Source organism: Pseudoalteromonas sp. TB51, assembly GCF_000498055.1.
GTDB lineage: Bacteria > Pseudomonadota > Gammaproteobacteria > Enterobacterales > Alteromonadaceae > Pseudoalteromonas > Pseudoalteromonas atlantica.
Genome location: NZ_AUTO01000099.1, coordinates 1 through 17,299, shown reverse-complemented (window position 1 = coordinate 17,299; position 17,299 = coordinate 1). Strand labels below are relative to the sequence as shown.

At 41.6% G+C, this 17,299-nt stretch carries 17 protein-coding genes and 2 pseudogenes; 4 read left to right on the top strand and 15 right to left on the bottom strand.

Going from position 1 to position 17,299, the window contains the following annotated elements:
* A pseudogene (locus tag L650_RS0104890) lies at nt 1-798 on the bottom strand (CoA-binding protein); the annotation flags it as partial.
* Between the two features lie 114 nt (nt 799-912).
* Here L650_RS0104890 and L650_RS0104885 point away from each other — a divergent pair.
* Entirely contained in the window at nt 913-1,629 is a 717-nt protein-coding gene (locus L650_RS0104885; protein ID WP_029772394.1) for an SIMPL domain-containing protein, read from the top strand.
* Here L650_RS0104885 and L650_RS0104880 read toward each other — a convergent pair.
* The 8 genes and pseudogenes from L650_RS0104880 to L650_RS0104845 form a co-directional block, all read right to left on the bottom strand.
* On the bottom strand, nt 1,626-2,294 hold the full coding sequence (locus tag L650_RS0104880) for a hypothetical protein (RefSeq protein WP_029772393.1): 669 nt from the start codon (nt 2,292-2,294) through the stop codon (nt 1,626-1,628). The genes L650_RS0104885 and L650_RS0104880 overlap by 4 nt on opposite strands.
* Nucleotides 2,295-2,377: 83 nt before the next feature.
* Nucleotides 2,378-4,210, bottom strand: coding sequence for a DUF885 domain-containing protein (locus tag L650_RS0104875; protein ID WP_029772392.1), 1,833 nt, complete (start codon nt 4,208-4,210; stop codon nt 2,378-2,380).
* 86 nt (nt 4,211-4,296) lie between these two features.
* Complete coding sequence (gene hemW / locus L650_RS0104870; protein ID WP_029772391.1) at nt 4,297-5,433, bottom strand: radical SAM family heme chaperone HemW; 1,137 nt, start codon at nt 5,431-5,433, stop codon at nt 4,297-4,299.
* Nucleotides 5,430-6,009 (bottom strand): annotated as a pseudogene (rdgB, locus tag L650_RS0104865) (RdgB/HAM1 family non-canonical purine NTP pyrophosphatase). The gene hemW and the pseudogene rdgB overlap by 4 nt, the downstream one beginning before the upstream one ends.
* A 4-nt stretch (nt 6,010-6,013) precedes the next feature.
* A complete protein-coding gene (locus tag L650_RS0104860; RefSeq protein WP_029772390.1) occupies nt 6,014-6,457 on the bottom strand; it encodes a DUF4426 domain-containing protein in 444 nt (147 codons plus the stop codon).
* A 57-nt stretch (nt 6,458-6,514) separates the two neighbouring features.
* On the bottom strand, nt 6,515-7,048 hold the full coding sequence (locus tag L650_RS0104855) for a YggT family protein (RefSeq protein WP_029772389.1): 534 nt from the start codon (nt 7,046-7,048) through the stop codon (nt 6,515-6,517).
* Between the two features lie 26 nt (nt 7,049-7,074).
* Nucleotides 7,075-7,896, bottom strand: coding sequence for a pyrroline-5-carboxylate reductase (gene proC / locus L650_RS0104850; protein WP_004586838.1), 822 nt, complete (start codon nt 7,894-7,896; stop codon nt 7,075-7,077).
* 17 nt (nt 7,897-7,913) lie between these two features.
* On the bottom strand, nt 7,914-8,627 hold the full coding sequence (locus L650_RS0104845) for a YggS family pyridoxal phosphate-dependent enzyme (protein WP_029772388.1): 714 nt from the start codon (nt 8,625-8,627) through the stop codon (nt 7,914-7,916).
* Nucleotides 8,628-8,629: 2 nt separating this feature from the next.
* On the opposite strand from L650_RS0104845, the gene L650_RS0104840 reads away from it, so the two are divergent.
* Both L650_RS0104840 and L650_RS0104835 read left to right on the top strand, forming a co-directional pair.
* The gene (locus L650_RS0104840; protein WP_004586840.1) at nt 8,630-9,670 is read left to right on the top strand and encodes a type IV pilus twitching motility protein PilT; all 1,041 of its coding nucleotides are present in this window, start codon (nt 8,630-8,632) and stop codon (nt 9,668-9,670) included.
* A gap of 9 nt (nt 9,671-9,679) precedes the next feature.
* A complete protein-coding gene (locus L650_RS0104835; protein ID WP_029772387.1) occupies nt 9,680-10,813 on the top strand; it encodes a PilT/PilU family type 4a pilus ATPase in 1,134 nt (377 codons plus the stop codon).
* A 133-nt stretch (nt 10,814-10,946) separates the two neighbouring features.
* On the opposite strand, the gene ruvX is transcribed toward L650_RS0104835, so the two are convergent.
* The 6 genes from ruvX to L650_RS0104800 form a co-directional block, all read right to left on the bottom strand.
* Nucleotides 10,947-11,396 carry a Holliday junction resolvase RuvX gene (gene ruvX, locus L650_RS0104830; RefSeq protein ID WP_029772386.1) on the bottom strand — a complete coding sequence of 150 codons (450 nt, stop codon included), beginning with the start codon at nt 11,394-11,396 and terminating at the stop codon, nt 10,947-10,949.
* Between the two features lie 9 nt (nt 11,397-11,405).
* A complete protein-coding gene (locus tag L650_RS0104825) occupies nt 11,406-11,963 on the bottom strand; it encodes a YqgE/AlgH family protein (RefSeq protein ID WP_004586843.1) in 558 nt (185 codons plus the stop codon).
* Between the two features lie 124 nt (nt 11,964-12,087).
* Nucleotides 12,088-13,038: a glutathione synthase gene (gene gshB / locus L650_RS0104820; protein WP_029772385.1), complete on the bottom strand. Its 951-nt coding sequence runs from the start codon at nt 13,036-13,038 to the stop codon at nt 12,088-12,090.
* Nucleotides 13,039-13,113: 75 nt separating this feature from the next.
* A complete protein-coding gene (rsmE, locus tag L650_RS0104815) occupies nt 13,114-13,848 on the bottom strand; it encodes a 16S rRNA (uracil(1498)-N(3))-methyltransferase (RefSeq protein ID WP_024031543.1) in 735 nt (244 codons plus the stop codon).
* A 72-nt stretch (nt 13,849-13,920) separates the two neighbouring features.
* Nucleotides 13,921-14,397 (bottom strand): hypothetical protein, encoded by a 477-nt coding sequence (locus L650_RS0104810; protein WP_024031544.1) that lies wholly within the window; start codon nt 14,395-14,397, stop codon nt 13,921-13,923.
* 81 nt (nt 14,398-14,478) lie between these two features.
* On the bottom strand, nt 14,479-15,372 hold the full coding sequence (locus L650_RS0104800) for a hypothetical protein (protein ID WP_024031545.1): 894 nt from the start codon (nt 15,370-15,372) through the stop codon (nt 14,479-14,481).
* Nucleotides 15,373-15,450: 78 nt separating this feature from the next.
* Here L650_RS0104800 and glnE point away from each other — a divergent pair.
* A partial coding sequence (gene glnE / locus L650_RS0104795) for a bifunctional [glutamate--ammonia ligase]-adenylyl-L-tyrosine phosphorylase/[glutamate--ammonia-ligase] adenylyltransferase (RefSeq protein WP_029772384.1) occupies nt 15,451-17,299 on the top strand: 1,849 nt, incomplete at its 3' end.

The following is a 17,299-nucleotide window of genomic DNA, read 5'->3' as shown; positions in this document are numbered from 1 at the left end:
GTTGAAAAAGCGCATCGTACACTGCATCTGAACTTTGCTTGCCACCAGTATGAATTTCAGCAGCCAGTGCACCTGCTCCGGTTTTTCCCGTTTTAATGGCAATAACTGGCTTACTAAAGGCCGCTGCCCGTGCTGCCGATATAAACCCGCGAATATCCTCAATATTATCTATGTAGAGCAAAATCGCTTTGGTTTTAGCATCGCGGCCTAAAAAATCGAGCAGCTCGTCAAAATCGATATCTAGGCAATCACCGACCGAAACAAAATACGAAAAGCCAATTTCTTTATTTTTAGCCCAATCTAAAATAGTGGAACACACCGCTGCGGATTGCGATATAAATGCCAGTTTCCCTGGTGCTGCAACTGTGTGAGAAAAGCTGGCATTAAGGCCAATATGCGGAATAAGCAGCCCTAAACAATTAGGCCCAAGCAAAGTAACGTGATGGGCATTTGCAGCGCGCTTTAAGGCTGTTTTTTGGCTCAATGAGAGCCCATCAGCAATCACAATTGCACTTTTACAGCCAAGCTCACCTAGCTGCTCGATAATGCTCAGTAAGGTATTTTTATTTGTACAAATAACGGCTAAGTCGGGCACTTTGGGCAGCGCGGCAATATCAGGGTAGGCAAGCACACCGTGTACCGCACAATGGGTAGGGGTTACGGGCATAATTGGCCCTTTAAACCCACCTTGCAATAAATTGCGCATAACCACAAACCCCGCGCGTGTGGGGGTATTCGAGGCGCCAATAACNCTACCGAGGCCGGATTAAAAAACTGGCTGATGCGCTTTAAGCTCATGGCATATCCTTGGCTGATTATATTTTGCGTTTTTTATAGTCTCAATGTACCCTGTTTGCTGTGTTATTTCGAGCGCATAGATACTTATTATTGATATCAATCAAGGAGTTTTTTGTGAATAAAACACCCGGTTTTTACACCGTTATAGCCGCAATTTGCCTAAGTATAGGCTTAATTTTATTAGGCTTTATTATTAAAAGTGCCGCAGTAGATGTAAAAAGCATGGAACGTAGTGTGCAGGTTAAAGGGTTAGCAGAGCGTGAAGTTAGCGCCGATACGGTAATTTGGCCGCTGCAATACAGCGATGCAGACAACGACTTAGAAAAACTGGTTAGCCGGGTTGAGCAAAAAAACGATGCTGTTATTGCATTTTTAAAGCTACATGGCTTTGATGATGACGAAATAAGCACGGGTAGCCAGTCGATTATTGATAAGCAAGCCCGTGAATACGCTAACGATAATCAAAAGTTTCGTTACTTGGTACGCGCTAATATTATTGTGTATTCGAACGCGCCCGACAAAGTACAAAATGCGCTGAGTAAAGTGAGTCAATTAGCTAAACAGGGCATTGCCATTGTGCAAAATAGTTACGAAACCAAAGTTGAGTATTTATTTACCGGCCTTAACGATATAAAGCCTGCAATGGTGCAAGAGGCTACAGAAAAAGCCCGTGAAGTTGCCAACAAATTTTCTAAAGATTCGAACTCAACGCTGGGTAAAATAAAATCCGCTCGCCAAGGGCAATTTAGCATTAGCAATCGCGATTCAAATACGCCACATATCAAAAAGGTGAGGGTGGTCACCAGTGTTGAATATTACTTAAGTGACTAAATTGCTCTAACTAAGTGGGCAATTTGCGCGGTTGAGCGCTGTAGGTAAGCAGCGCTAAGTAAAATGCTGGTTTCGTTTATATCAGCGCCTTTTAATATATTTGCCAGTTGCTGTTTAGCGGTTGGATTTTGTTTTTGCTCTATTTCCATAAGCGCTAATAATGCTGAAAATTCATGCTTTATTGGTGTGCTAGGTTTATCAGCATAGGCGATATAACAGGCAACAGGGGTAAGGCCGCGAGCATTTGTTTGTGCAAGGGCTTTTACTAAATTATCGTTAGATTCAAATAGCATTAATGAGCGCACATAGTTAAACGCCAGCTTTTGAGCATTGGCGTGTTTAAATACATTGTGCAGTACATTATTTCCTTGGCCGTCTTGTGCTAAAAAGCCGTTATTTTCTTTTAATGCAGGTGTAAAAAACGTTAAAGCATCAGTCGTTGTTAATTGGTTGATAAAAGGTGCTGGTGGGGTGTTGGTTGTTAAAATACGTGTTGCCACATTTTGCATAAAGTCGTATTTAATACTCATCCGCAAAGCACTTTCGTAAAGGTGGTTTAGCTGTAATGTTTGCTGAGCAGGGCTTAACTGTTTAAAGTCGTTATCGAGCTCGTCTAGCTGATGCTTAGCAATGCGCGCATTAAGTAATTGTATGCTTAAATCCATTCTTAACCCTACCTCTGAGCGTTTTTATTACTATAAAACAAAAAAGGCCGCATCAGCGACCTTTTTCTATTTATAACCAAGTATTAAGCTTTTTTACTTGCTACCCACTCGTTTACAAAGTTCTCTAGTACGTTAAGTGGTACAGGGCCATTTTTAAGTATAACGTCGTGGAACTGACGAATATCGAACTTATCGCCTAGTTGCTTTTTAGCCTCTTCACGCAGCTCTAAAATTTTAAGCATACCCACTTTATAAGCTGTCGCTTGCGATGGCATTACAATGTGACGCTCAACCATTTTAACACCGTCAGATGTGGCGTTAGGCGTATTATTTACGTAGTAATCAATACCTTCTTGGCGAGTCCATTTCATTGCATGAATACCGGTATCAACGACTAAACGACACGCACGCCATAATTCCATAGAAAGGCGACCAAAGTCTGAGTATGGGTCTGAGTAAAGGCCCATTTCTTTAGGAATGTACTCTGAGTATAATCCCCAACCTTCAATGTAAGCGGTGTAGCCACCAAACTTACGAAACTTAGGTACACCTTCAAGCTCTTGTGAGATAGCAATTTGCATGTGATGACCCGGAATACCCTCATGGTACGCTAATGCTTCCATTTGGTACGTTGGCATTGCTTCCATGTCGTAAAGGTTTGCGTAGTAAATACCAGGGCGTGAGCCATCTGGCGCAGGTTGTTGGTAAAATGCTTTACCCGCTGCTTTTTCGCGGAATGCTTCAACGGCTTTAACTTTAAGATCAGCCTTTGGCTTAACAATAAATAACTCATCTAGGCGAGTTTTCATGGTGTTGATTAGGCCAGTGGCTTCATCTAAATAACGCTGTTTACCTTGCTCGTCATTGGCATAATAAAATTGTTTATCCGTTTTCATGAACTGCATAAACGCTTTTAAATCGCCTTTAAAGCCTACTTTGTCTTTAATTTCACGCATTTCATCATGAATACGTTTTACTTCAGCAAGGCCAATGGCATGAATTTCTTTAGCGGTTAAGTCAGTTGTTGTGGTGCGCTTAAGTGCGTTATTGTAAAACGCTTCGCCGTCAGGCAGTTTCCATGCGCCATCGCGGTTATCTGCACGTTTTTCTAACTGTGCTAAGTAATTAATTAACTTAGAGTAAGAAGGCTTAACGGCTGATTTTAATGCATCAGTTGCATCGCTAATTAAGGCATCTTTTTCATTTTGGCTAATTTCAAGAGCGCTTACTTTACGTTTAAAGTCGGCTAATAGTGTTGAGTCTTCACCTTTATCAAACGGCGCACCATGAATGATGTTTTTGCTCGAATCTATAACATGTGGGAACACAAATTTAGGCGCAATAATCCCTTTATCAGCACGGGTTTCTAAATCAGTAATTAGCTGATCAAATACAGTAGGTACACCGTTTAAACGCGCAATATAATCTTTAGCTTCTTTAACATTACTAATTGAATGTTGGTTTATTAAAAACGCAGGCACCATAGAGTGCGTACCAAACATTTGGTTAACTGGGTAGTTATGGTAACGCCATTTAAAATCAGCAATCGAGCTTTCTAGGTCTTGTTTTTTTAAGTCGTAACTTACTTTAGTGGCATCATCAAGCAGGTCGCGGTTGATAGCATTTAAAGTAACTAAGTCTTCTTTTGCTTGCGCAAGGTCTTTTAGTTTTTGCTCTTCGCTGCCGTCATCCCATTTATCGTAATCTTTTTTAATACCCATGTAAGTTTGATAAACCGGGCTGCTCATTACATCGCGGTTAAAGGTATCTTCAAAAAACGCATTCGCTTTGTCGATTTCGCTTTGCACAGGTTGCGCTTGCACTGCAGGCGCCGGGGTTGTTTGTTGTGGTGCCTGCTGGCAGCCGGCTAAAATAGCAACGCTCACGGCTGCTGCAATAAAGGTAAGTTTACGCATTGTTTTCCCTTTGTTGTTAGAAACCCATTAGGGTGTATTATATTTATTTGCTTGTATTTTATATTTATCGCGCGTGGTTAAAACCACTACACGAACAATTCTAGCAGGTCATTTAAAAAACGATGCCCTTTAAGGCTAACTTGCCAGTGGCCGTTTTCTTGTATTAACAAACCTGCATTTATTGCTTTAGTTAACGCCGCTTGTTGGCTTTGCAATGGCTGATTAGTCAGCGCGCTGTAATCATCAATAGGGCAAGGCTCGACTAAGCGAAAGCGATTCATAAAAAATTCAAAGGCTAAATCGTCTTGCTCTACTTGCCAGCTTTTATACAAGTACGGCTTAAGCATATCCATGTAACCACGCGGATGCTTAATTTTTTCAGTACGGGTAATAATGCTGGTTTTTGCATCAGTCACCTTACCATGAGCGCCACAGCCAATACCGAGATAATCGCCAAAACGCCAATAATTCAAGTTATGTTGGCATTGAAAGCCTGGCTTGGCATAGCCCGATATTTCGTATTGTATGTAACCGGCTTGAGCAAGTAGTGCTTGGCCTTGCTCTTGAATATCCCATAGGGTTTCATCTTGTGGCAAAGTGGGCGGCTTGGATGCAAATTGTGTATTAGGCTCAATAGTGAGCTGATACCAAGAAATATGTGGCGGGTTTAAAGCAATTATTTTTTTTAAATCGCTCAGTGCATCGTCAAGGCTTTGCCCCGGTAAGCCATGCATTAAATCAAGGTTAAAGCTATTTAACCCAGCTTGCTTAGCTTGCTCTGCAGCGTAGTGCGCTTCATCGGCGCCATGAATACGGCCAAGTGCTTTTAACTTGTCGTTTTGCATGCTTTGCACGCCAATAGAAATACGGTTAATACCCGCTTTAACGTACTCTTTAAAGCGCCCGGTTTCTACGGTACCAGGGTTTGCCTCAAGGGTTATTTCGCAGTTGTCGCTTAGGCCAATTAGGTTATCGACTTCGTTTAATAAGCGGGTATATGCATCGCCAGTTAATAAGCTTGGTGTACCGCCGCCAATAAAAATACTGTGAATTTTACGCCCTTGCACCAAGTGCAAATCGGCTTTTAAGTCGTCAATTAAATGCTGAACATATTCAGCTTCAGGAATGTCGCCTTTTTGCCCATGGCTATTAAAATCGCAATAGGGGCATTTTTGCACGCACCAAGGTACGTGCACATATAAGCTCAGTGGTGGAAGGTTCACAGGCCGCCTTTGCTTTTAAGCTCTAGTAATAACTTTTTAAGTGCTTGGCCGCGATGACTCACCGCATTTTTTTGCTCTTTGGTGAGCTCGGCGCTGGTACAGTTTTGCTCTGCTATAAAAAATACCGGATCGTAACCAAAGCCGCCTTCGCCATTTTGGGTTTGTGTAATTTCGCCTTCCCAGTTTGCGCTGCAAATAAGTGGGGTAGGGTCGTCGGCGTGGCGCATTAATACCAGCACACACCAAAAGCGGGCTTTACGATTTGGGTTATCGGCTAATTCGTTAAGTAGTTTATCTATGTTGTCTTGATCGCTGGCGCTTTCACCGGCAAAACGAGCTGAGTAAACACCCGGCGCACCATTTAAGCCATCTACCTCTAAGCCTGAGTCATCTGCAATGGCTGGCATGCCGGNCTTTAATTATCGCGTTCTCTACAAAGGTGGTGCCGGTTTCGGCTACTTCGCCTACGTTAAAATCGCTTTGCGGAAGCACATTTATATTAAGCGGGCTAAGCATATTGGCCAGCTCGTTAACTTTGCCAGGGTTGCCTGTGGCAAGCACTAATGTTTTGGTCATGTTTTTAATCTACGTAAAATTTTTGCTGAAACGTGAGTTTTTGAGACTGACTACCTTGCTGGATGTTTATCTCAAAACGTAAAATCTCTTCGTTGGTGTAGTCTACTTGCGCAAGGTAATAAATTGATTCACCTTCTTTTACTTCTTTAAAAGTAAGGGCTTGCTTATTGCCGAGTAGGTTTTTTGCGGTGCCGCTGAGCTGAGCGGTTTGCGCGGTTTTATCGCTATTGTTTTTCAGAACTGAAATATTAACAATGCCTTTATAACCACTACGCTCAAGGCCATATGTTTTAGCTATTTGCGGCTGAATAAAGGTAGATGGAAAAGCAATGTAATGCACTTGCCAAGGGCCCAGATCTTTGTACTGTGCGCCTTGCATGTCTTCACTGTGGGCATTAAAAGCAAAGGCTAAAAAACTAATAAAGCAAAACTTAATTAAACGGTTCATTATGATGTCCTATATAAAAAAGAGGCCAAAGGGCCTCTTTTGCTTATAACAAAAAATTTAGGCTAAAAAGTCCATTAGCAGCATTTGTAAAAACTGAATACCAATAATTAGTACAAGCACCGATAAATCTAAGCCACCCATTGGTGGAATAATTTTACGAAGTGGCTTGAGCATTGGCTCAGTAAGCTGATGGAAAACCGCTTCTATTGGGTTATAACCTTGACTTACCCAGCTTAAAATAGCGCGAATAATCAATACCCAAAATACAAGGTTTAAGCCTTCTTTAAGTACGGTAATAATTGCTTGTATAAACACAGGTTGCGCAGCCCATGCGCCGTATATCACCAGCATTAAAGTACTAATTTTGGCAACGGCTACAATAAATGCCAGCAATAGAGAGGCTAAATCAAGCCCACCTAGTCCAGGTATAATTTTACGTAACGGGTTAACTGCAAACGAGGTTGCTTTAACCACAAATTGGCTCATTGGGTTGTAAAAGTCGGCTTTTGCCCACTGTAGCCAAAAACGCAGTAGTACCACCATTAAAAACAAATCAAACAGGGTACTGATCAAAAATTGCATGGCATTCATAGTGTAACCTTCAATAAAAAGTAATTTTAAAGTTCTTTTTCCATTTGCATTGCACGCGCAATACACGCATCCATTGCATCGCTAACTGTTTGCACTAGGCCTTCGCCTTTTAAATGCTCAACCGCAGCATGGGTGGTGCCGCCTTTAGAGGTTACATTAGCGCGTAATTGCGAAATGCTTATCTCTGGTTGGCTCAATGCCATTTCGGCTGCACCTAGCGCAGTTTGCTGCACTAAGCGGCGCGCATCTTCATCGTTAAAGCCAAGTGCTTTCGCTTTTTCTTCAATGGCTTCCATAAATAAGAAAAAGTAAGCGGGCGATGAACCTGTCACAGCAATGACATCGTTAATTTGCGACTCTTGCTCTACCCACACAACAATACCTGTGCACTCAAATACTTGTTGTACAAAGTCGTGCTCTTCGGCTGTTTCATCTGCGCCAAATAAACCCGATACACCACGCCCTAGTAGCGATGGCGTGTTTGGCATACAACGAACCATTTTAACGTTTTGGCCAAGCATTTCGCGTAAACGCTTAACGGTTAAGCCAGCCGCTACCGAAATAAACAGTTTATCACTAAAGTCGATACCCGATTCTTGAAACGATTTACATAAATCGCCCATCATTTGTGGTTTAACAGACAATACAATGACATCAGCATCGCGTAAGGCTTCGTTATTGTCGCTGGTGGTTTTCACCTTGAAATCGTCTGCTACCTTGGCAAGCTTTTCTTGGTTGCGGTTTGTTGCAATGATGTTGTTTGCATTAAAACCGTTTTTTACCATGCCACCAATAATGGCGTAGCTCATGTTACCTGTGCCTATAAATGCGATTGTTTTATCTGACATATGTCTGTTATCACCTTTTAAGTTCGAGTTCCAAAAATATCTGTGCCGATCCTCACCATGGTTGAACCTGCGCTAATGGCGGCTTCAACATCATTGCTCATCCCCATCGACAACGTATCTATATGAGGATATTGGGCCTTTAGTTTATCAAAGCAAGTTTGTAATTGCTCAAAAGATTGACTTTGCTCACTCGGATCGTCGCTTTTAGCCGGAATAGCCATTAAACCACGCAAAGTGAGTTGCTCACATTGGTCAATAAACTCAGCTAGTTCGGGTATTTGCTCTACGCTGCAGCCTGACTTTGCCTCCTCGGCGCTTATATTTACTTGAATAAGCACATTTAAAGGGGCTAGGTTTTCTGGACGTTGACTGTTTAAACGCTTAGCTATTTTTATTCTATCTACGCTTTGTACCCAATTAAAATGTGCAGCAACAAGGGCGCTTTTATTTGATTGAATAGGGCCAATGAAATGCCAAATGATGTCGCTAAATGCGTGTAGTTGAGCTATTTTATCTACAGCCTCTTGAACATAAGACTCACCAAATTGGCGCTGGCCATACTCGTAGGCAGCAATAATATCGTCGCTTGGTTTTGTTTTTGATACTGCTAGCAGCGTAATAGCATCGCTACTACGTTTAGCATTTTTAGCCGCGCTGGCAATTCTAGCGTAGGCGGATGTGAGTCGTTCTGCTATTGTAACCATATATTTATCAGTTAGTTGTGGAGTCATAAATGGATATTACCGAATTATTAGCGTTTAGTGTGCAACACAAAGCATCTGATTTACACTTATCGTCAGGTGTTTCACCTATGATACGCGTAGATGGTGATGTTCGCCGCATTAATATACCTGCACTTGCAGACAAAGATGTAAACAGTCTTGTTTACGACATTATGAACGATAATCAGCGCAAGGACTACGAACAAAATCTAGAAGTGGATTTTTCGTTTGAAGTGCCTAACCTTGCACGATTTCGTGTTAACGCATTTAACTCAAACCGCGGCCCTGCAGCGGTGTTTCGTACCATCCCTAGCGATGTACTGACGCTTGAAGATTTAGGTGCGCCAGATATTTTTAAAACAATATCAGATAACCCGCGTGGTTTAGTATTGGTTACCGGCCCAACAGGTTCGGGTAAATCAACAACGCTTGCGGCTATGGTCGATTATATAAATCAAACAAAACATCACCATATCCTCACCATTGAAGATCCTATCGAATTTGTACACGATAATAAACTCAGTCTTATTAACCAACGTGAAGTGCACCGAGATACGCACAGCTTCTCTAATGCACTGCGCAGCGCGCTGCGTGAAGACCCGGATGTAATCCTAGTTGGTGAGCTACGTGACTTAGAAACCATTCGCCTTGCGATGACCGCCGCAGAAACCGGCCACTTAGTGTTTGGTACGCTACATACCACCTCGGCACCAAAAACGATTGACCGTATTATTGATGTATTCCCAGGTGAAGAAAAAGATATGGTGCGCTCAATGCTTTCTGAGTCACTGCGCGCCGTTATTTCGCAAACACTACTTAAAAAAATTGGCGGTGGACGCGTGGCCGCGCACGAAATTATGATTGGTGTACCGGCGATTCGTAACTTAATTCGTGAAGATAAAATTGCACAAATGTATTCGTCTATTCAAACGGGTGCATCACACGGTATGCAAACCATGGATCAATGTTTAAATAATTTAGTTAATCACGGCATTGTGACAACCGCAGCCGCAAAAGAAAAAGCCCAAGATAAAACCCAGTTTGGTGGCTAAGGACATATTATGAATTTATCTTTAAATCACTTTTTACACATAATGATTGATAAAAAAGGCTCGGATTTATTTGTCTCTAGCCAATTACCAGTCAGTGCAAAAATTAATGGTGAGCTTATCGCTCTTAGTGACGATAAGTTAAGTGATGAGCAATCGCTTGCGCTTGTAGAGTCAGCGATGAGCGATAAACAAAAAAACGAGTTTCATACCACTAAAGAGTGTAACTTTGCGATAGCCACAGACGAAGGGCGTTTTCGTATATCGGCTTTTTGGCAGCGCGATAGAGCGGGTATGGTTATTCGCCGCATTGTAACGCAAATACCAGATATAAGTGATTTAGGACTACCCTCTACACTTACCGATGTAATTATGTCAAAACGCGGGTTAGTGCTGTTTGTTGGTGGTACTGGCACGGGTAAATCAACTTCACTGGCTGCCTTAATTGGCTACAGAAATCGTCATCAGCGTGGCCATATACTCACCATTGAAGATCCGATTGAGTTTGTGCACGAGCACCGTAAAAGTATTATTACTCAGCGCGAAGTAGGGCTTGATACCGACAGCTTTGAGTCGGCACTTAAAAGCTCTTTACGCCAAGCTCCCGATGTTATTTTAATTGGTGAAATACGCTCGCAAGAAACCATGGAATACGCACTGAGCTTTGCCGAAACGGGTCACTTATGTGTGGCTACATTGCATGCTAATAATGCTAACCAAGCCATTGACCGTATTATGCACTTAGTGCCTAAAGAAAAACACGACAAGCTTAAGTACGACTTAGCGCTAAATTTACGCGCCATTGTTGCCCAGCAACTTATTCCCACTTCTGATGGGGAAGGGCGTGTAGCCGCGATCGAAATATTATTAAACTCACCCATGGTGGCAGAGCTAATTAAAAATGGGGACATTGGTGGCATAAAAGAGGCCATGTCTAAATCTAAAGAAATGGGTATGCAAACCTTTGACCAAGCCTTATTTGAGCTATACAAACAGCAACGTATTAATTATGCCGATGCACTGCATCATGCTGATTCGCCAAACGATTTACGCTTAATGATTAAGCTGCGCAATAACGAGCAACAAGGTGCAGGATTTTTACAAGGTGTAACCATAGATGGATTAGATGATAAAAACAGTAATTAACACTGTATTTTATCCATAAAAAAAGCGCCGCTGGGCGCTTTTTTTATGGATAAAATTACTTATAACGTTTTATACCACTGCGGTGTTTTTCGACCTTTAAAATAGATTACGTAATTAAAGGAGTCGGCATTACTTATTCACCATAACTGGCTTCAAAAAAACTCTCTAAAATAATCACTGCCGACATATTATCGACATTTCCTTTCCCTAAATTTCTATAGCCACCGTGTTCAAATAAACGCGCTTTAGCATCGGCGGTTGTGAGTCGCTCATCTTGTGTTTGCACCGGTATGCCGTAATGATTGTGCAAGCGGTTAGCAAACTTTTTAGCCTTAAAGGTTACCTCTTGCGAAGTACCATCCATATTAAGGGGTAACCCGACGACCATTAAGTCGGGTTGCCACTCTTTAACTTGAACCGCAATATGATCCCAATTAGGAATACCATCTTGGGCTTTTACCGCTTTTAGGCTAGACGCACTGCCTGTAAGCTCTTGTCCTATGGCAATACCAATGCTTTTGGTGCCAAAGTCAAAGCCCATTACGGTGCGCTGGCCTTGCGGCTTAAGGTTTTTTTTCGTCATTATCGTTCTTTAAGCATGTCCAGCTTCGCTGCAAAGTTGGCTAACATCAAAGCCCAGCATCGAAACTGCTTTTTCCCAGCGTTTTTCTACCGGCGTATCAAAAATGATCTTCGGATCGGCTTTAATGATCAACCAACTGTTATCTAAAAGCTCTTTCTCAAGTTGTCCTTGCTCCCAGCCCGAATAACCAAGCGTAATAATAAATTGCTCAGGTGCATGGGCGGTGGTTAGGTTGGCAAGTACGTCTTTTGATGTGGTGATCATTATATCACTGCTAAGCTTTTGGCTTGCAGAGTAACCTGGCTGAGGTGAATGAAGTACAAAACCTCGGTCGGTTTTAACCGGACCACCTGCAAACACAGAGACTTGCGCGGCTTGTTGGGTTTTGTCGTTGTCTATTTCTATTTTATCTAAAAGCTCACCAACGGTCACATCAATAGGCTGGTTGATCACCAATCCCATAGCCCCATCTTCATTGTGCTCACAAATATAGGTAACGGCACGTTTAAAAAAAGGGTCTTGCATCGACGGCATAGCGATTAAAAAATGATTTTCTAATGATTGCATAGATTTCACCCTTTTAGTTTATGAATACTTATTGAACTTTGAGTATGGCATAGATATATACGTAGCGTATAAAAAGTCCATTAATTGTATGAAATACTTAAATTAATGGACTTTTAAATGGTGTTTATTTAGCGAGCTTACGCTCAATTGCGTCAAACAAAATACCGGTAATAGATATATCGTAAGCGGCTTCAATTTCACGTACGCAGGTTGGTGCTGTTACGTTAATTTCGGTGAGCTTGTCGCCAATAATATCTAACCCTACAAACACTAACCCTTTTTCTTTAAGCGTAGGGGCAACTGCTTGAGCTATTTTAAGGTCTGACTCGCTAAGTGGGCGGGCTTCACCACGGCCACCTGCAGCTAAGTTACCGCGGGTTTCACCATTTTGTGGAATACGCGCTAAACAATACGGAATAACTTCACCATCAACAACCAATACGCGTTTATCACCTTGTTTGATCTCTGGAATGTAATTTTGCACCATGGCAAAGCGACTACCATGCTCAGTTAAGGTTTCGCAAATAACGCCAATGTTTGCATCATCTTCTTTAATACGAAAAATAGATGCGCCGCCCATGCCATCGAGTGGTTTTAAAATAATGTCTTTATGCTCAGCTAAAAACGCACGTATTTGAGCTTGGCTGCGTGTTACTAGCGTATCTGGCGTATGCTCGCTAAACCATGCTGTAAATAGCTTTTCGTTAGCATCGCGCAGGCTTTGTGGTTTATTAATAATTAACGTACCTTCTTGCTCTGCACGCTCTAAGATATAAGTTGCGTAGATGTACTCCGTATCGAACGGTGGATCTTTTCGCATTAAAATAACGTCTAGGTCGGCAAGCGCGATTGTGGTCTTTTCTTCAAGTTCGTACCACTTTTCGGTGTTGTTAAATACCTGCGCTTTTGCTGCGGTTGCATACGATTTACCTTGGCGAAGCGATAAGTCATCCATCTCCATGTAGTAAATTTCGTAGCCTCGTTTTTGCGCTTGCATCATCATTGCAAAACCGGTGTCTTTTTTGATGTTAAATCCACTAATAGGATCAGAAATAATACCTAACTTTATCGCCATGCGCTGTGCCTTAATCTAATTATAATGACTACTAGAGTGCTAATAGTTTTAATATGAGGGTGCCATTGAGCTATTTCAATTAGCTAAATCGCCAAATTGTAATTGTAATGCACTTAAGACCGTTAAAGCGGCCGTTTCTGTTCGTAAAACACGCGGCCCTAAGCGAATATCAACAAAGTGCTGATCTTTAGTTTGCAGCATTTCTTCATCGGTAAAGCCGCCTTCAGGGCCTACTAAAAAGCGTACACCGGCGCTTGGAACGGTTATTGTTTTAATGCTGTGCTCGGCACGAGGGTGCAAAGTGAGCTTAATGGCGTCTGTTTGTTGTTCAAGCCATTGCTTTAAATCAACCGGTGTGTGAACAACTGGCACAAAGTTACGCCCTGATTGTTCGGCGGCTGAAATTGCAATTTTTTGCCATTGTTGGTGTTTTTTTTCTAACCGGTCGCCACTGAGTTTAACGCCACAGCGCTGACTAAAAATAGGCGTGATTTCGCTAATGCCAAGTTCAACAGATTTTTGGATGGTAAAGTCCATTTTGTCGCCACGTGATACGCATTGCCCTAAATGAATTTTAAGCGGCGACTCGACATCATGCTCATCAAAACGTTGTGGCATAACAACAACTGATTTTTTAGTTACCTCAATAATTTCACTGAAGTATTCACCGCCTTCGCCATTAAAAATAGACACATGTTCGCCTACTTTCATGCGCAATACGCGGCCAATATGGCCCGCTGCATCGTCGTTTAAAGAAACCGGGGTGTTTAAGGCAATACTCGATGCCTGATAAATATGAGGTACTCGCATGGGGGTCACTTATTTTATAGCGTAAAGGTGTATAGCGCTATGGTAAGTAAGCGGGGCGTTGTACGCAATTATTTATTTTTGTTTAAGTGCCTTGGCAAGTGCGATTAAATCTTTAGGTGTTTCGGCAATATCGGTATCGCACGATAAGTGATTTTTAAAGCCTTCGTCAGTAATACGATTAAATGTATAGCCGTTGTCGTCAAAGCTAACTACGTAGCGTTTTTCATGCAGGGAGTTATATATAAAACGTTGTTTGTCGTCGGCAAGTAGATAGTCGGTGTTATTAAATAACACGCCCTGAATATCGTGGTGCTCGTGCAGGTAAGTGGCCAGTTCAGATACGCTAATTTCGTTTTCTAGGTCGCAATAGCAATAGTCTTTAATGAGTTCGTCAAACATCATTTTTACCAGCTTACGGGTGTTACTGCCTGCAACTATTAAGGTGCTGGGTGTATTGGGTGCCGCGTGCTTAAAATAATACTCGGCAAATGTACGACTAAATTCGTTATCTATATCAATTAACAAATAGTTAGTTACTTCAAATGACATAGGGCCCCGTTGCTTTATGCAAATGTGTTATGCCAGTTAACTAAACACGGGGCGCTTGGCGACTTATTTAATAGCGTGGCGTTAAAGTGAAAACATGCTAATAAGTAAATAGCCTATAGCACAAAAAACAGCAAACTCAATGCATGCTATGCCTATATTGTCCTGATGGTCGACCTCTAAAGCGGCATCAATATTGGGTAATGAAATTGCTTTTATTACAAAACTTAAACAATATAATAACACCCACATTACACCGCAATGCATTACCAGTGTAAATATATTTTCGACCATTTTTCCATTTTGAAAGGCCGCACTAGATAATCCTGCATACACGGCTAGGGCTAAACCTATTGATTTTCCTGCGTATCTAATGCCAATAGAGGTGTTTTCAAGGTTAAAGTTACTTTGCAGTGAGGCACCTTGGTTTGCTTTAGCGAAGCGGTATTCACGTATTTTGCTATCTAGCGCAAACATCCCTTGTAGCGTAAAAAAGCTAACAAAAGCAATAAGTAAGTTACTAAACCCTTGTGCGTGAGTCCAGGTATACAAGCCAAGTGCAATAATACAGTTGGCTAATAACATACCAGAATCAACCAATGCAGCGCATACATTTTGCTTTAATATAGCAGCTTCTTCATTAAATCTGTGTAATATCCATTTTCTATGAATTAAATGTCCGGCTTTTATAAATGTAAATAATAGAACAATTAAAATAACCACTTTTAATGGATTATGTTGTGCCGTACTCATACTTATTTCATCAAATAAAAACGCCATAGTGGCAATAACCACGGTAATTTCTGAGGCGAAACTAATCCCCATTGCAAAATTATCATGCTGCGCTAGTTCATCTTTAAGTGCCTGTTTTGCTTTTATTTGAGCGACAATTCTAAGACTAAAAATAGTAATGCATATAACCGCAAAACTAATGGCAATCGCAACTAAACTAGTGTTAGATAATGATAAATATGACATGCTGATCCTAAGTAGAGATAACCTTTCTTGGTTTTAGTTATTCTAGTATGGTTAGCGCATATATAAAAGAGAGGATTGATGAGTAACAAAATGCAACTTCCTATTCAATTACAAAAACTTGGCTCAACACGCTTTGCACAGCTGTATCCGCAGCAACCTATACAAGAAGAAGTTGTAAAATTATGTGCTTTGAGCGACTTTGCTTTTCGTAGTTTAGAGTCGCAACCTCAATTAAAAGACTGGTTAATAAACCCCGATGAGCAATTTAGCCGAGACGTGCCCGCGCCATTCGACGGCCTTGACTTGCAGCAGGTAGATGAAAACCAGTGCAATAAGATTTTAAGACAGTACCGAGAAAAATACTGGTTAAAAGTAGCGTACCTCGATTTGTGTTGCGATAACCCAATCAGTGACAGCATAAAATACATAAGCCTATTAGCTGATATGCTAATTAATAGCGCAAATAGATGGGCTCATGCGCAAACGGCAAAAACAGCAGGGGAGCCATTAGATGAGCAAGGTAACTCTTTGCCTTTAATGGTTTTAGGCATGGGTAAATTGGGCGGCCACGAGCTTAATTATTCATCAGATATAGATTTGATTTTTGCTTATCCGCGCAATGTACCGACCCAAGGTGGGCGTAAACGTATTGAAGCCCAAGTGTTTTACACCAAAGTAGCGCAAAAACTGATTAATGCACTTAATCAAGTAACCGGTGATGGCCAAGTATTTAGGGTTGATATGCGCTTGCGCCCATTTGGTGAAAGTGGGCCTTTAGTGATGAGCTTTCACGCCATAGAAGATTACTACCAAGAGCAAGGGCGCGATTGGGAACGTTACGCCATGCTAAAAGGGCGGCTAATTGGCACACCCAATCAATATTGGGATGAATTTATTCAACTTTTAAAGCCCTTTGTTTATCGTCGATATATTGATTTTTCGGTGATCGAATCGCTCAGAAAAATGAAGCTTATGATAGCCCAAGAGGTTCGCCGAAAACGCCTGACCAACAATATAAAACTAGGTGCTGGTGGCATTCGCGAGGTTGAATTTATTGTACAAGCTTTGCAAATGGTCCGTGGTGGGCGAGAAGCTAACTTACAAACCCAATCATTACTGTACGCCTTAGAGCAGTTAACGTTAAACCAAGCGATGGATGAGCAAGAAGCGAATGAGCTAAAGCGCAACTACTTACACTTACGTAAAGTAGAGCAATACTTGCAAATGTTTGACGATCAACAAACACAAACCCTGCCCGATGATGAGCTTAATCAAGAGCGCTTAAATTACTTACTCGAGTCTGAAAGTTTTAACCATACCATGAGCGATATTGAGCAGGTCATGGCTAAAATTCACGATGAATTTTTATTGGTGATAGGGGAGGAAACCGTTCCCCTTGATACCTGCGAAGGTGCGTTTATAAGTGCTTGGGATCATGGTGATGTTAGCTTTTTAAACGATATAAAAGAGCAATGGCAAGTGCCACTTCATGATTTTAAACAACGTTTGAGTAAGGTGAATATAGGTAATCGTGGGCGAGATATTCTCGACAAACTAATGCCTTTATTGCTCAAACAGCTCAGTGACTTTAATGCCAGCGGTGAAACATTTACCTTGGTATGTCAAATTTTAAATAAAATTGTATCGCGTACTGCTTACCTTGAACTACTGTACGAAAACCAAGGTGCGCTAAAGCAGCTTGTTTTATTATGTTGCCATAGTAAATGGATAGGGGAGCATATTTCCCGTTATCCTATTTTGCTTGATGAACTAATAGACCCTGCTGCGCTTTACAAACCTACGCCGTTGAGCGCCTATAAAGATGAAATACGACAATATTTTTTGCGTATAGAACACGACGACCTAGAGCTACAAATGGAAGCGCTTAGGCAATTTAAGCAAACGCATCAATTACGTATTGCGGCTG

Coding starts and splice junctions, on each gene's coding strand:
- L650_RS0104800 (WP_024031545.1), bottom strand. CDS start 15,372: ATGTCATATTTATCATTATCTAACACTAGTTTAGTTGCGATTGCCATT.
- L650_RS0104880 (WP_029772393.1), bottom strand. CDS start 2,294: ATGGATTTAAGCATACAATTACTTAATGCGCGCATTGCTAAGCATCAG.
- L650_RS0104855 (WP_029772389.1), bottom strand. CDS start 7,048: ATGAATGCCATGCAATTTTTGATCAGTACCCTGTTTGATTTGTTTTTA.
- gshB (WP_029772385.1), bottom strand. CDS start 13,038: ATGGCGATAAAGTTAGGTATTATTTCTGATCCTATTAGTGGATTTAAC.
- L650_RS0104840 (WP_004586840.1), top strand. CDS start 8,630: ATGGATATTACCGAATTATTAGCGTTTAGTGTGCAACACAAAGCATCT.
- proC (WP_004586838.1), bottom strand. CDS start 7,896: ATGTCAGATAAAACAATCGCATTTATAGGCACAGGTAACATGAGCTAC.
- L650_RS0104875 (WP_029772392.1), bottom strand. CDS start 4,210: ATGCGTAAACTTACCTTTATTGCAGCAGCCGTGAGCGTTGCTATTTTA.
- L650_RS0104835 (WP_029772387.1), top strand. CDS start 9,680: ATGAATTTATCTTTAAATCACTTTTTACACATAATGATTGATAAAAAA.
- L650_RS0104810 (WP_024031544.1), bottom strand. CDS start 14,397: ATGTCATTTGAAGTAACTAACTATTTGTTAATTGATATAGATAACGAA.
- ruvX (WP_029772386.1), bottom strand. CDS start 11,396: ATGACGAAAAAAAACCTTAAGCCGCAAGGCCAGCGCACCGTAATGGGC.
- L650_RS0104845 (WP_029772388.1), bottom strand. CDS start 8,627: ATGACTCCACAACTAACTGATAAATATATGGTTACAATAGCAGAACGA.
- L650_RS0104860 (WP_029772390.1), bottom strand. CDS start 6,457: ATGAACCGTTTAATTAAGTTTTGCTTTATTAGTTTTTTAGCCTTTGCT.
- L650_RS0104825 (WP_004586843.1), bottom strand. CDS start 11,963: ATGCAATCATTAGAAAATCATTTTTTAATCGCTATGCCGTCGATGCAA.
- rsmE (WP_024031543.1), bottom strand. CDS start 13,848: ATGCGAGTACCTCATATTTATCAGGCATCGAGTATTGCCTTAAACACC.